Genomic DNA, 13322 nt, shown 5'->3' with positions numbered 1-13322 from the left:
GGATGCAGGCGCGGCGACGAAGGCGCAAGATGTGCGCGGGACCCTTTCCGAACGCCCGCGCATGGCCATCGCCGACCGCTTCTATCGCATCGTTGTCGATGCGCTGACCCACGATCGCCTGACCCTGCCGACCCTGCCGGAGGTGGCGCTGCGCATTCAGGCGCTGCTGCGTGACGAGGACGTCGCGGTGGCCGCGGTCGTCAAGGAGATCCAGTCCGATCCGGCCCTGGCCGTGCGTCTGCTGCGGGTGGCCAACAGCGCCGCGGTGCGCGGCGGCCGCAGCGTGGACAGCATCCAGCAGGCGGTGACGCGGCTGGGCCTGCAGTACACCCGCCTGCTGGTCAACGGGCTGGTGCTGGAGCAGATGTTCCGCAGCAACAGCCCGATGCTCAAGGAACGGCTCGGCACGTGCTGGCGCGACAGCGTCGAGGTGGCCGCGCTGGCGCGCGCGCTGGCGGCGCAATGCACGCTGCTGCAGCCGGAGCTGGCGATGCTCGGTGGCCTGATCCACCGCGTCGGCACCTTGCCGATCCTGCGCATGGCCGAGGCGCATACGGATGCCATCGACACGCCGGCGGAACTCGACGAGGTGATCGATCGCCTGGCGCCGCGCGTCGGCAGCATGGTGCTGCGCGCCTGGCATTTCCCGGCGGAACTGGTCGATCTGCCGGTGCAGTGGCCGGACCTGCGGCGCGCGCACGAGGGCGCCGCCGACTATGCCGACGTGGTCATCGTCGCCGTGCTGCGCCTGCGTGCCGACAAAGGCGGCGAGCCGGTGCCGGACGGCATCCCCGCCTTCGCCAAACTCGATCTGGAGCCCGATTTCGCCCTCGGCAGCGAAGGTCCGCTGGCCAGCAGCTACCAGGAGTCGCTCGGTCTGCTGCGCGCCGCATAGGATCGGCTGCGCCGGCGGGTGCGTCCGGCCTACGGCTGCGCCAGCTGTGCCTCGCGCACGGCCTTGAACTCGGAGCCGTCCTTCCATCGCGGCCAGTGGCGCTCGTTGGCGACGCGCCAGCCGACTTCCATCAGCACGCGCATGTCCTGCGCGGCACCGCTCAGATCCCAGTCGGGTTTCACTTCGTCCGACGGCTTGTGATAGTCGTTGGCGGTGTACTCGCGCCGCTTCTGCAGGCCATAGCCCTCGGGCTTGCCGATCACCTCCGAGCCGCTGTCGGCGTAGAGCGCCGGCACGCCGACCTTGGCCAGCTCGAACTGGTCGGAACGGTAGTAGAAACCCTTCTCCGGTTCGGCGTCGGCGGCGACGACGCGGTTCTGGCGAGCGAGAACGTCCTGCAGCAGGTCTTCGAGCGTGGTCTGGCCGCTGCCGATCACCTGCATGTCGCGCGTCGGCCCCCAGGGGTTGAGGCCGTCCATGTTGATCACCGCGAGCGTGCGCGACAGCGGATACAGGGGCTGGGTCGCGTAGTGCCGCGCGCCGAGCAGACCCTGCTCCTCGGCGGTTACCGCCATGAACAGTGCCGAGCGCTTCGGCGCTTCGGGGAGCCTGGCGTAAGCCTCGGCGATCTCGAGCAGGCCGGCGACGCCGGTGGCGTTGTCGAGCGCGCCATTGAAGATCGGATCGCCCGGCAGCGACGGATTGCGCCCCAGGTGGTCCCAGTGTGCGGTGTAGAGCACGTGCTCGTCGGCATACACCGGGTCCGATCCAGGCAGGCGGGCGACGATGTTCTGCGACTGCACTTCGCGCAGGCTGTTGCGGATCGAGAAGTTCGCCAGAGCCTTGAGCGGCATCGGCCGAAAGTCGCGGCGCACCGCCGCGGCCTTGGCGGCGTCGAAATCCAGTCCGCTGGCGGCGAACAGCTCGCGCGCACGCTCGTTGCTGATCCAGGCCTGCACCGGCACGCGGCCCATGTTTTTGTCGGCCGCTGCGAGTTCGAACTGCTCGCCGCTCCAGCTGTTCTGCACCACCGCCCAGGGGTAGCCGGCGGGTTCGGTCTCATGGACGATGATCGCGGCCGTGGCACCGAGCTTCGAGGCGATCTCGTACTTGTAGGTCCAGCGGCCGTAGTAGGTCATCGCCTTGCCGCGGAACATCTTGTCGTCGAGCCGGGCGGGATCGTCGGCACGCGGCACGGCCGGGTCGTTGATCAGCATGACGATCGTTTTGCCGCGTACATCGACGTCCTTGTAGTCGTCCCAGCCGTACTCGGGTGCCTGCACGCCGTAGCCGACGAACACCAGCTCGCTGTCGCGCACGCTCACCTCGGGCACGAAGCGCGAGGTCACCGCAACGAAGTCCGTGCCGGGCTTCATTTCGAACTTCTTCGGACCGGCCCACAGCTGCATCTTCGGCGTGCCGGTGATGCCGACCAGCGGCACGCGCTGTACGTAGCTGCCGTCCGGATTGCCTGGGGCGAGGCCCATCGTCCTGAACTGCTCGATCAGGTAGGCCGCGGTCTTGGCCTCGCCCAGCGTGCCGGGCAGCCGGCCTTCGAAGGCGTCCGACGACAGCGCCCGGACGTGGCGCAGCAGGTCGTCGGCGGTGATGCTGTCCAGCGCGGCCGCGTCCGGCTGCGGCGACGCGGCCGGTGCGACGACCGGAGCCTGAGTCGCGCAGCTGGCGAGCAGTGCGCCGACCGATGCCGTCAGGAGCTGGGTCTTCATGTCCTGGTCCTCAGTTGCCGATCCAGCGCTTCAGCCAGGCGCCGACCGTCTCGTGCCACTGCACGCTGTTCTGCGGCTTCAGCACCCAGTGATTCTCGTCCGGGAAGATCAGCAGCTGGCTGGGGATGCCGCGCCGCTGCAGCGCGGTGAAGGTGGCGATGCCCTGTTCGGGCGGCACGCGGTAGTCCTTCTCGCCGTGGATCACCAGCATCGGCGTCTTCCACTGCGCGACGTGGTTGGCCGGGTTGTGCTTCTCGTAGTTGGCGGGGTTGAGGAACTGCGGGCCGCCGTGCTCCCACTCGTCGAACCACAGCTCCTCGGTGGAGTAGTACATGCTGCGGTTGTCGAAGATGCCGTCGTGATTGACCAGCGCCTTGAACGCGTCGGGCCAGTTGCCGGCGATCCAGTTGATCATGTAGCCGCCGTAGCTCGCACCCAGCGCGGCGGCGCGGTCGCCGTCGAGGAAGTCGTAGGTCTTGAGCGCGTGCGCCCAGCCCTTCTGCAGGTCCTCCAGCGGCTTGCCGCCCCAGTCGCCGGAGATCGCGTCGGTGAAGGCCTGGCCGTAGCCCGTCGAGCCGTGGAAGTCGATGAACACCACCGCGTAGCCCCAGCCGGCGTACACCGCCGGGTTCCAGCGGTAATGCCAGTCATTGCCCATGCTGCCCTGCGGCCCGCCGTGGATGATGAAGGCGACCGGATACTTCTTGCCCTTGCGGTAGTTCCACGGCTTCATCACGTGGCCGTAGACGGTGTCGCCGCCTGCGCCGGCGAAGCGGAACTGTTCGTAGTCGCCGAAGCGCACGTCGGCGAGCAGTTCCGCGTTGTGCCGGGTCAGGCGCGCGGTCCTGCCGTCGGCGAGCGTGAGCCGATGGAGATCGACCGGGCTGTTGAGCGTGTCGAAGCCGTAGATGATGTGGTCCGCGCCGACGGAGAAGCCGGCGACGTGGCCCGCACCGGTCAGTGCCTCGACCTTGCCGCTGGCGACATCGACGGCGAACAGGCGATGGCTGCCGAGATCGTCGGCTGCCGTGTACAGTGTCTTGCCGTCGTGCGAGAACGCCAGGCCGTCGGCCGAGCGGTCCCAGTCGGGCGCGACTTCGCGCGTGTCGCCGGTCTTGAGATCGCGCAGCAGGATCGCGAAGCGGTCGGCCTCGAAGCCCGGGCGCTTCATCGCGCGCCAGGCCAGATAGCGGCCGTCCGGCGAGAACACCGGACCGACGTCCATCGCGGCATTGGTCGGCGTCAGGATCTTCGGCGCCGCCGAGCCATCGGCCGGCACCCACCAAAGGTCCAGGTTGGTGCTCCAGGCCTCGGTCGTGCCGGCGATGCGCGCGGTGAACACCAGATGCTTGCCGTCCGGCGAGAACGCGTATTCGCTGGCGTCGCCGAAGGGCTTGGACGGCGTGTCGCCGTCGATGCCCTTGCTGACGTGGACCGGGTTCGCGGCCTTGCCGTCGGCGCCGAGCGTGAGCGTGAACAGCTGCGAGCGCGTGCCGTCCTTCCAGCTGTCCCAGTGGCGGATGAACAGCTTGTCGAAGCGCATGCCGCTGTTCTTCTGCTTGGCGCGTTCGTCGAGGCGCTGCTTGCTGCAGGCCAGGTCCGCACAGTCGGGGAAGACGTCGATCGCCACCGCGACGCGGCTGCCATCCGGCGCGAGCGCGAAGTTGTTGACCGCCAGCGGCAGCTCCGTCACCGGCTTGGCATCACCGCCGTCGGTCAGATCGAGCCGCCACACCTGTGAACTGCCGCTGCGCGTGGACAGGAAATAGATCCAGCGGCCGTCCGCGGACCAGCGCGCATCGCTGTGATTGCCCTCGGCCCGGGTCAGCTGGCGCGTCTGACCAGACTTGAGGTCGAGCAGCCACAGGTCGAGCACGCCCTTGTTCTGGTCCCAGTCGGTGCGCCGCAGCGTGTAGACGACCTGCCGCCCGTCCGGCGAGAGCTGCGGGTCGGAGACGCGCTCGAGGCGCACCAGGTCGTCGGCGGTGAAGGGGCGCGGACCGTTGGGAGTGGGCGAGGGCATGGCGGTGGGGGCGATGAGTGCGAGCACGGTGCCCGCGAGCAGGGATCGCATCGTTGTACGGCTCCGGGAGGCGAGTCGCGATGTTAAACGGATTCGCCCTGCCGACGGACTGGGGGGAAAGCCTCAGCGATGACGGCGGGCGCGTGCCTATACTCGCCGGCAACTCACTTAAGCCGGACCACCATGACCACGACCGCCGATGTGCGCCCGGGCAATTTCCTGGGCCACCCGAAGGGCCTGTACGTCTGCTTCTTCACCGAGATGTGGGAGCGCTTCTCCTTCTATGGCATGAAGGCGCTGCTGCTGCTGTACATCCTCAAGTACCACCTGTTCGGCGACGACGCCGGCTACGACCTGCTTGGCGCCTACGGCGGCCTGGTCTATGCGGTGCCGGTGATCGGCGGCCTACTCGCCGACCGCTATCTGGGGATGCGCAAGGCCGTCGTGTTCGGCGGCATCCTGCTGGTGCTCGGCCATCTGGGCATGGCCGTCGAGGGCGAGAAGGCGCGCGTCGTCGATGGCGTGGTCGTGCGCGACGAATCCGCGCTGCAGGTGTTCTATCTCTCGTTGGCGCTGATCATCATGGGCGTGGGCTTTCTCAAGCCCAACATCTCGACCATCGTCGGCAAGCTCTATGGCGAGAACGACCCGCGCCGCGACTCCGGTTTCACCGTGTTCTACGCCGGCATCAACGTCGGTGCGCTGTTCGCGAGCCTGGTCTGTGCGTTCCTGGGCGAGACCTACGGCTGGAAGTACGGCTTCGGCGCCGCTGGCATCGGCATGGTCGCCGGCCTGGGCGTGTTCCTGTGGGGGCAGAAGTATCTCGAAGGCCATGCCGAGCCCAATGACCCGGCCAAACTGCGCGAGCGCGTCGCCGGACTGCCGCGCGAGATCTGGATCTACCTCGGCGGTGCCGGCGGCGTGCTCGTCGTCTGGCAGCTGATCCAGCGCACCTGGACCGTGCACGGCGCGATGCACCTGATCGCGCTGGCCTTCGTCGCCTGGTTCGTCTGGTTCCTGTGGGCCCGGTGCACGGCCGCGGAGCGCGGACAGATGATCGCGCTGGTCGTGCTGATTCTTGCCGTGCTGGTGTTCTTCACGATGTACGAGCAGACCTATGGCTCGTGGATCACCTTCACCGACCGCCTGCTGACCAAGGACCTGTTCGGGGTCGCGGTCGATGGGCAGACGGCGCTGCCCTGGGCGATCTTCGCGCTGGCGGCGAGCCCGGTGCTGATGGTCGCCGCGCTCGCCGCCGCCGATCGCGGCCGGCGCGGCCTCGCGCACGGCATGGTCGCGCTGATGGCGCTGGGCCTGGTGCTGGCGCTCGCCCACGACGTCGTGCTGGTGCCGCAGACCGCCGGTTCGCTGACCTTCCTCGGCGCCTTCTTCATCGTCGCGCTGGCGCCGTTGTTTGCCTGGCTATGGCCGTACCTGGAACGGCGCGGACTCAATCCGAGCACGCCGCTGAAGATGGCGATCGGCCTGGCCGTCGCCGGCCTGTCCTTCCTGCCGTTGATCGCCGCCGCCGAGATCGCCGCGACCGGGGCGATGGCCAGCGTCTGGTGGCTGGTGCTGGCCTACCTGCTGCTCGAAATCGGCGAGGTCTGCCTGTCACCGATCGGCTTGTCGGCGGTCACGACCCTGTCCGTCGCGCGCGTCGTCGGCGTGATGATGGGCGCGTTCTGGCTGGCGACGGCCTATTCGGAAGTGCTGGCGGCGCAGTTCGGCAAGCTCGCGTCGATCGAGATCCCGGAAGGCAGCGCACTCGACATGGCCGAAGCTGCGGCCAAGTACGAAGGCCTGTTCTCGACGATGGTCTGGATCGGTCTGGGCGCCGGCCTGCTCGTGCTGCTGCTGACGCCGCTGCTCAGGCGCGCGATGCACGGCGTGCGCTGAGCGCACCGAGCAGCACCAGCAGCGCGGCGACGTTCAGCGCGCCGCCGCCCCCACCGCCGGAGCCGGCGTCGCAGCTGACCGCCGCCGCGTTGCCGGGATTCTTGCCGCCGACCGCCCTGCAGCCGCTGTCGATCGGATCCAGCCAGGCCTTGAGCTGGCCGGAGGGCTGGGACGAGGCGAGCCATTGGTGGTCGAGGCGCGCGTAGTAGTCGGGTTGGCCGTTGCCGACATTGCCGCTGCAGGCCGAGTTTCCACCGGACAGCACGCCGACGATCTGGCGATTCTCGTTCCACAAGCCGGCGCCGGAAGAGCCGGTTTCGGTGGCTCCCAGCGACCACTGGACTTTCCACGCCGGCACGTTCGGCCCGAGGGGACCGAGCTGGACGGTGGACGGCGACAGTGGCGTGCTGAACTGGCTGATCTTCTTGGCGTCGCCGGACGGGTGATGGAGGCTCACGCCGCGGCGGGCGCCGGTGCCGCTGGTGGCATCCCAGCCGGCGTAGTACACCCCGAACGCGGCGTCCGGGTGCTGATCGAGTTCGATCAGCGCCAGGTCCGTGCCGCGGTCGCTGGCGCGCAGTGTCGCACCCGATTGCGTCTGTGCGTCGGTTGCGTTGACGACGTTGCAGCCGCTGTTCTGGAAGTTCCAGTAGGTGACCACGCCGGATGCCGGACTGCCGAGGCTGCCGATGCCGCAGTGATTGGCGGTCAGCACGAAGGGGCGGTCGTCCTGCGCCGTGTTGTTGACCAGCGTTCCCGTGCACAGGCCGACGAACAGGCCGAAGCTGACCGGAATCTGCAGCTTCACGGTGGAGCGCACTTCGTTGCGCCAGTCGTTGCCGAGCGGACAGGCGACGTCGATGTTGCAAGCGCCGGCATCGCCGAGCTGCGCCGTGTTCTTGTACGCGTGCCCGACGCGCGCCAATGCGAGCTCGACCCGGTCGCGCTGGGCATCGTCCACCTGCAGCTCGACGACGGCGGTGTCGCCCGGCACCATCGCCGTCCACAAGGTGCCGTCGGCGATGCCATTCGCCGACGTGTACGGTCCCCGGACGGTCCGCCCCTGGGCGTCGTAGATCCACAGGGCCGCACCTTCGGGCAGATTGAAGCGCGAGAAATACAGCAGCAGCGAGCGTGCGTCCGCAGAGTGCACGCGCAGTCGCCAGCGCTGCCGCCCCGAAGCGGGCGCATCCCAGCGACCATCGGCGAGCGTCAGATTCAGCGGCGCGGTGACCGCAAACAGCGTCGGCCCGAACCCCTTGACCATGTCGGCGTCTGCGACCGCCGCGGCGATGGCCGTTGCGTCCGCCCTGTGCAGTGGCAGCGCGTCCAGGTCACGCGGATCGACCCGCAAGTCCGACGCCGGCGCGAGGCTGGCAGTCAGGGCCAGTGCCAGCGGCCATGCCCACCTCAAGCGACGTACCGGCGTGCCAGCGCGGCCAGACACAAGCACAGCACAGCAGGCACAGGCATGCCGCCGCCCCCACCACCGCCGCCGCCCGCCGTCGGTGTCGGTGAAGGCGAGGGCGAAGGCGACGGCGACGGCGTGGCCCCGGGATTCCGGCCTGCGACCTTGCGCTGGCCGGTGTTGTTGGGATCGAGCCAGGCTTTCAGCTGCCCGGAGGCCTGGCTGGTGGCCTGCCACTGCGTTTCGAGGCGCGCGTAGTAGTCCGGCTGGCCGTTGCCGACGCTGCCGGCGCAGGCGGCCGCGCCGCCGGACAGCACGCCGACGATCTGGCGGTTCTGGTTCCACAGGCCCGATCCGGACGAGCCCTGCTCGGTGGTGCCCTGCGCCCAGCTGACCCGCCAGGCCGGGATGTTCGGCCCCCCCTGTTCGATCTGCACCGTGGACTGGGTCAGCGGATTCGTGAACTGGCTGATCTTCTTGGCGTCGCCGGACGGGTGGTGCAGGGTGACGCCGCTCGTGCCGCCGGTGCCGCTCGCGTCCCAGCCGGCGTAGTACACGTTGTACGCGCTGCTGGGCACCTGGTTCAGCTCGATCAGCGACAGGTCGGTGTTGCGGTCGCGCGCGCGCAGCACGGCCCCGGTCTGGTTCTGCGTGTCGCCGGCGTCGGGCGTGCCGCCGCAGACGCTGTTCTGGAAGTTCCAGTACACGACGACGCCGGACGCCGGACTGCCGGCATCGCCGATCCCGCAGTGCGAAGCGGTCAGCACATAGGGCTTGTTGTTCTCGGCAAGATTGTTGACCAAGGTCCCGCTGCACACGCCGACCCCGCCGACCACCGGGATCTGCAGCTTGACCGCGGCGCGGATCTCGTCGCGCCAGTCGTCGCCGAGCGGGCAGATCACGTCGATGTTGCAGGCGCCCGAATCCCCGAGATCGCGGGCATTCTTGTAGCCGTGGCCGAGCTGGCCCAGTTGCAGCCGGACCTCATCGCGTGCCGCGCGCGGCACGCGCAACTCGATGACGGCGGTTTCGCCCGGCACCAGCGCCGTCCACAGTCCGCCGTCAGGATTGTGGTGGGCGGCGGTGTAGGGGCCTTGCACGGTGCTGCCGTCGGCGTCGTAGATCCAAAGCTCCGCGCCGGCCGGCAGGTGAAAGCGCGAGAACTCCATCACCACCGAGCGTGCCGTCGCCGAATACACGCGCGTGCGCCAGCGCAGCGTGTCGGCATCGACCGCATCCCAGATACCCCCGTCGAGTCCGACCGGCAGCGGCACGGTGACCGCAAACAGTGCCGGCCCGCTGCCCTTGACGGCGCGCGCGGCCTCGATCGCCTTGCCGGTCACTGCTGCGGGTGCGACGTGCAGCGGCAAGCTGTCGAGATCGGCCAGCTGCGGCTCAAACGCGATTCCGGACAACGGCAGGCACAGTGCGGTGATCAGCAGCAAGCGGCGCATCGTCATCTCCGGATCGGTCGGGGCGGTGCGGCGCAGCGCCCGGGCGCACATCGAACGATGGCAGTGTAATCCCGAAGCTGCGTCCGCGCGTGCGCTGGTTCTCAGCGCTGGAGGTGCAGCGCGCGGCCATCGGTTAGCCGCAGATCGGCCGACTCCACGGCGCCGAGCTGCAGCACGGCGGTGGCCAGCGCGCCACCGTCGCCGGTTTCGACCGCATCGACGATTTCGCCTGCAGCCGCCGCGGGATGGCCCGAGACGACACTCTCGGCCGGCGACGGCGCCGCGCCATCGACACGACAGACGAACAGGCGCCGCTTGAGCTGGCCCAGGTAATGCACGCGCGCGACGATCTCCTGGCCGGTGTAGCAGCCCTTGTCGAAACTGATGCCGCCGAGACGGTCGAGATTGGCCATCTGCGGGACGAAGTGATCGCTGGTCTGCGGGTAGATCACCGGTACGCCGGCTTCGATGTCGGCGCGGCGCCAGGCCGAGTGCTCGCGCAGCGGCGACCAGCGCTCGGCCAGGGGCGCGAGTGCGGGCTGCGGTCCGATCAGGCTGTAGCGCGGTGATGCGCCGATGCGACGCATGACGATCAGCCGACGCTGCGGGTCGTGGGCGCAGTCCAGCGGCTGGCCCGGAACCGGCAGGCCGGCCGCGGCCAGCGACCGCGCCGCGGATTCGCCGACCAGACCGATCGCGCGGAGCTCCGTGGCCCGTTCCAGCGACAGCTTCGCGCGCAGCACGAACATGCGCAGGCGCTGGAGCACGCTCGCGGCCACCGCGGTGTGGAGCTCGATCAGGATCTCGCCATCGTTGCGCAACAGGTGCAGCACCGCGAGCATGCGGCCCTTCGGGCTGTTGTAGCTGCTGATCTGTGCGCGCTCGGCGGTCAGCAGGCGCAGATCGCTGCTCAGCTGTCCCTGGAGGAAGTCCAGGGCCTCGGCACCCTGGACGCGGATGAAGGCGTGTTCGGACAGATCGACGGCGGTGAGGTCGTTCATTGCTCAGGACCGTGCGGATTTGCGACACTATGGCGGCTAGACAGGCCGCATTATCCCGTGTCCATACCGCAGATGTCCGCATCCCAGCCCACCGAGCCGGCGACGGCTCGCGACGCCCTTCCTCTGGCCGAATTCCTCGAACAACAGCAGAAGCCGGTGCGGGAAATTGGCGGCCGCACCGATGGGCCGGAGCCGACACGTTACGGCGACTGGGAGAAGAACGGCCGCTGCATCGACTTCTAGCCTTTGAGAAATCACATCCCGATCAGCCGCTCTGGGGAGCCGGAATGAGTACAAAACCATCGGCGGGCAGTCGTCCGCTATCGCCGTTCATGCTGGGGCAGTATTACCGTTTCCAGTGGACCTCCCTGCTGTCGTTTGCGCACCGCATCACCGGCATCGGGCTGAGCCTGGGCACGCTGCTGCTGACCGGCTGGCTGGTCGCGCTCGCCGGCGGGCCGCAGTGGTATGCGGCGTACAGCGCGCAGCTGACGGCCTGGTACGGCCAGGTACTGCTGTTCGGCTGGTCGTGGGCGCTGATGTATCACCTGTGCAACGGCATCCGCCACCTGTTCTGGGACATCGGCCGTGGCTTCGAACTGAAGACCGCCGAGCGTTCCGGCTACGCCGTGGTCGTGGTTTCGCTGACGCTCACGGCTGCGGCCTGGGCCATCGCCTGCTACGCATGAGGAGATCCCGATGAGCCTGCGTTCTCCCCTGTCCCGCGCCCGCGGCCTCGGTTCGGCCAAGCAGGGCGTCCATCATTTCTGGGTGCAGCGCGTCAGCGCGGTCGCGCTGATCCCACTGGCGCTGTGGTTCACGTTCTCGGTGGCGATGCTGGCCACCGGCCAGACCGATTACCACGCGGTGCGCCACTGGGTGGCGGCGCCGTCGGTCGCCGTCGTGCTGGTGCTGTTCATCGGCACCGCCCTGTATCACTCGATGCTCGGCGTGCAGGTGGTCATCGAGGATTACGTCGGCAGCGAGGGGCGCAAGCTCGCCGCGCTGCTGCTGTCCAAGTTCGCGCACGTGGTGGTCGCCGCCGCGGGCATCTTCGCCGTGCTCAAGATCGCACTGGCCTAAGGAATAATCATGGCTGCTTACGACATCGTTCATCACGAATACGACGCGATCGTGGTCGGCGCCGGCGGCGCCGGCCTGCGCGCGACGCTGGGCCTGGCCGAGGCCGGGCTCAAGACCGCGAACATCACCAAGCTGTTCCCGACGCGCTCGCACACGGTAGCCGCGCAGGGTGGCATCTCGGCGGCGCTCGGCAACATGGGCCGCGACGACTGGCGCTGGCATTTCTACGACACGGTCAAGGGCTCCGACTGGCTCGGCGACCAGGACGCGATCCAGTACATGACGCGCGAGGCGATGAACGCAGTCATCGAACTGGAGCACTATGGCGTGCCCTTTTCGCGCACGCCGGAAGGCAAGATCTACCAGCGCCCGTTCGGCGGCATGACCACCGAGTTCGGCAAGGGCCCGCCGGCGCAGCGCACCTGCGCGGCCGCCGACCGCACCGGCCACGCGATGCTGCACACGCTCTACCAGCAGTCGCTCAAGTGCAAGGCGCAGTTCTTCATCGAGTACTTCGCGCTCGACCTGCTGACCGACGATGACGGCTCGATCAAGGGCGTGCTTGCGTGGGATCTTGCGACCGGACAGCTGCACCGCTTCCGCGCGCACATGGTGATTCTCGCCACTGGCGGCTATGGCCGCGCCTATTTCTCGTGCACCGGCGCGCACACCTGCACGGGCGACGGCGCCGGCATGGTACTGCGCGCCGGCCTGCCGCTGCAGGATCTCGAATTCGTGCAGTTCCACCCGACCGGCATCTACGGTGCCGGCTGTCTGATCACCGAGGGCGCACGTGGCGAGGGCGGCTACCTCACCAACAGGAACGGCGAGCGTTTCATGGAGCGCTACGCGCCGAGCGTGAAGGATCTGGCGCCGCGCGACATGGTGTCGCGTGCGATGGCCACCGAGATCCGCGAAGGTCGCGGCGTCGGCGAGGAAGCCGATCACATCCATCTGCACCTCGAACATCTGGGGCCCGAAGTGCTGCACGCGCGCCTGCCGGGCATCTCCGAGTCGGCGAAGATCTTCGCCGGCGTCGATGTCACCAAGGAGCCGATCCCGGTGGTGCCGACGGTGCATTACAACATGGGCGGCATCCCGACGCTGTACACCGGCGAAGTCGTGACCCTCAAGAACGGCAACCCGGATTCCGTCGTGCCGGGCCTGATGGCGGTGGGCGAGGCAGCCTGCGTGTCGGTGCACGGTGCCAACCGCCTGGGCTCGAACTCGCTGCTCGACCTCGTCGTGTTCGGCCGTGCCGCGGCGATCCAGGCCGCCAGGCTGGTCAAGCCGAACCAGCCGCACAAGAAGATCTCCAATGCCTCGGAAGACCGTGCGCTGGCGCGTCTCGACAAGTTCCGCAACGCCAAGGGTGGCACGGCGACGGCGAAGATCCGGCTCGACATGCAGAAGACCATGCAGAAGCATTGCGCAGTGTTCCGCGAGGGGTCGCTGATGCAGGAAGGCATCGTCAAGCTCAAGGGGATCATCGAGAACTTCGAGCAGGATCTGGCCGTGTCCGACCGTTCGATGATCTGGAACTCGGATCTCGCCGAGACGCTGGAACTCGACAACCTGCTCGGCCAGGCGCTGCTGACCATCGTCGGCGCCGAGAACCGCAAGGAATCGCGCGGCGCGCATGCCCGCGACGACATCAAGGAGCGCGACGACCAGAACTGGCTCAAGCACACGGTGGCCTGGCGCACGTCGCCGACGGACGTGAAGATCGACTTCCGGCCGGTGCACATGCAGCCGCTCGACAACGAGGTCGAGCACATCCCGCCGGTCGCCCGCAAATATTGATACTGCCGTGATTGGTGATTGGTGATTGG

Annotated in this window: 11 protein-coding genes; 6 read left to right on the top strand and 5 right to left on the bottom strand. The window is 68.4% G+C overall.

From position 1 onward, the window contains the following. The first annotated feature begins 61 nt into the window (after nucleotides 1–61). Nucleotides 62–895: an HDOD domain-containing protein gene (locus AAG565_RS00695; RefSeq protein ID WP_348817608.1), complete on the top strand. Its 834-nt coding sequence runs from the start codon at nucleotides 62–64 to the stop codon at nucleotides 893–895. 29 nt (nucleotides 896–924) lie between these two features. Here AAG565_RS00695 and AAG565_RS00690 read toward each other — a convergent pair whose 3' ends face one another. After that, nucleotides 925–2622 (bottom strand): M28 family metallopeptidase, encoded by a 1698-nt coding sequence (locus AAG565_RS00690; RefSeq protein ID WP_348817607.1) that lies wholly within the window; start codon nucleotides 2620–2622, stop codon nucleotides 925–927. A 10-nt stretch (nucleotides 2623–2632) separates the two neighbouring features. After that, nucleotides 2633–4645 carry a S9 family peptidase gene (locus tag AAG565_RS00685; protein WP_348817606.1) on the bottom strand — a complete coding sequence of 671 codons (2013 nt, stop codon included), beginning with the start codon at nucleotides 4643–4645 and terminating at the stop codon, nucleotides 2633–2635. A 183-nt stretch (nucleotides 4646–4828) separates the two neighbouring features. Between AAG565_RS00685 and AAG565_RS00680 the strand changes: the two genes are divergently transcribed. Next, entirely contained in the window at nucleotides 4829–6544 is a 1716-nt protein-coding gene (locus AAG565_RS00680) for an oligopeptide:H+ symporter (protein ID WP_348817605.1), read from the top strand. On the opposite strand, the gene AAG565_RS00675 is transcribed toward AAG565_RS00680, so the two are convergent. From AAG565_RS00675 to AAG565_RS00665, 3 genes are all read right to left on the bottom strand, one after another. Continuing rightward, nucleotides 6516–7958, bottom strand: coding sequence for a trypsin-like peptidase domain-containing protein (locus AAG565_RS00675; RefSeq protein WP_348817604.1), 1443 nt, complete (start codon nucleotides 7956–7958; stop codon nucleotides 6516–6518). The genes AAG565_RS00680 and AAG565_RS00675 overlap by 29 nt on opposite strands. Further along, complete coding sequence (locus AAG565_RS00670; RefSeq protein WP_348817603.1) at nucleotides 7955–9406, bottom strand: trypsin-like peptidase domain-containing protein; 1452 nt, start codon at nucleotides 9404–9406, stop codon at nucleotides 7955–7957. Before AAG565_RS00670 ends, AAG565_RS00675 begins: the two co-directional genes overlap by 4 nt. Before the next feature lie 101 nt (nucleotides 9407–9507). Continuing rightward, nucleotides 9508–10407, bottom strand: a complete 900-nt coding sequence (locus AAG565_RS00665) for a folate-binding protein (RefSeq protein WP_348817602.1) — start codon at nucleotides 10405–10407, stop codon at nucleotides 9508–9510. A gap of 72 nt (nucleotides 10408–10479) precedes the next feature. On the opposite strand from AAG565_RS00665, the gene AAG565_RS00660 reads away from it, so the two are divergent. The 4 genes from AAG565_RS00660 to sdhA are packed head-to-tail and all read left to right on the top strand — an operon-like array spanning nucleotide 10480 to nucleotide 13293. Continuing rightward, nucleotides 10480–10650, top strand: a complete 171-nt coding sequence (locus AAG565_RS00660; RefSeq protein ID WP_348817601.1) for a succinate dehydrogenase assembly factor 4 — start codon at nucleotides 10480–10482, stop codon at nucleotides 10648–10650. A gap of 44 nt (nucleotides 10651–10694) precedes the next feature. Further along, nucleotides 10695–11096: a succinate dehydrogenase, cytochrome b556 subunit gene (sdhC, locus tag AAG565_RS00655; RefSeq protein WP_348817600.1), complete on the top strand. Its 402-nt coding sequence runs from the start codon at nucleotides 10695–10697 to the stop codon at nucleotides 11094–11096. A 10-nt stretch (nucleotides 11097–11106) separates the two neighbouring features. Beyond that, entirely contained in the window at nucleotides 11107–11490 is a 384-nt protein-coding gene (gene sdhD / locus AAG565_RS00650; RefSeq protein ID WP_348817599.1) for a succinate dehydrogenase, hydrophobic membrane anchor protein, read from the top strand. 9 nt (nucleotides 11491–11499) lie between these two features. Beyond that, nucleotides 11500–13293, top strand: coding sequence for a succinate dehydrogenase flavoprotein subunit (gene sdhA, locus AAG565_RS00645; protein WP_348817598.1), 1794 nt, complete (start codon nucleotides 11500–11502; stop codon nucleotides 13291–13293). The last annotated feature ends 29 nt before the right edge of the window (nucleotides 13294–13322 follow it).

The organism is Fontimonas sp. SYSU GA230001 (genome assembly GCF_040066175.1).
Taxonomy (GTDB): Bacteria; Pseudomonadota; Gammaproteobacteria; order Nevskiales; family Nevskiaceae; genus Solimonas.
The sequence above is the reverse complement of the archived record's forward strand: the minus strand, read 5'-3'. Positions and strand labels throughout refer to the sequence as shown.

What these genes read in the sequence shown, in the direction of transcription:
- AAG565_RS00695 (WP_348817608.1), top strand. Translation starts at nt 62, where the DNA reads ATGGCCATCGCCGACCGCTTCTATCGCATCGTTGTCGATGCGCTGACC.
- AAG565_RS00690 (WP_348817607.1), bottom strand. Translation starts at nt 2,622, where the DNA reads ATGAAGACCCAGCTCCTGACGGCATCGGTCGGCGCACTGCTCGCCAGC.
- AAG565_RS00685 (WP_348817606.1), bottom strand. Translation starts at nt 4,645, where the DNA reads ATGCCCTCGCCCACTCCCAACGGTCCGCGCCCCTTCACCGCCGACGAC.
- AAG565_RS00680 (WP_348817605.1), top strand. Translation starts at nt 4,829, where the DNA reads ATGACCACGACCGCCGATGTGCGCCCGGGCAATTTCCTGGGCCACCCG.
- AAG565_RS00670 (WP_348817603.1), bottom strand. Translation starts at nt 9,406, where the DNA reads ATGCGCCGCTTGCTGCTGATCACCGCACTGTGCCTGCCGTTGTCCGGA.
- AAG565_RS00665 (WP_348817602.1), bottom strand. Translation starts at nt 10,407, where the DNA reads ATGAACGACCTCACCGCCGTCGATCTGTCCGAACACGCCTTCATCCGC.
- AAG565_RS00660 (WP_348817601.1), top strand. Translation starts at nt 10,480, where the DNA reads ATGTCCGCATCCCAGCCCACCGAGCCGGCGACGGCTCGCGACGCCCTT.
- sdhC (WP_348817600.1), top strand. Translation starts at nt 10,695, where the DNA reads ATGAGTACAAAACCATCGGCGGGCAGTCGTCCGCTATCGCCGTTCATG.
- sdhD (WP_348817599.1), top strand. Translation starts at nt 11,107, where the DNA reads ATGAGCCTGCGTTCTCCCCTGTCCCGCGCCCGCGGCCTCGGTTCGGCC.
- sdhA (WP_348817598.1), top strand. Translation starts at nt 11,500, where the DNA reads ATGGCTGCTTACGACATCGTTCATCACGAATACGACGCGATCGTGGTC.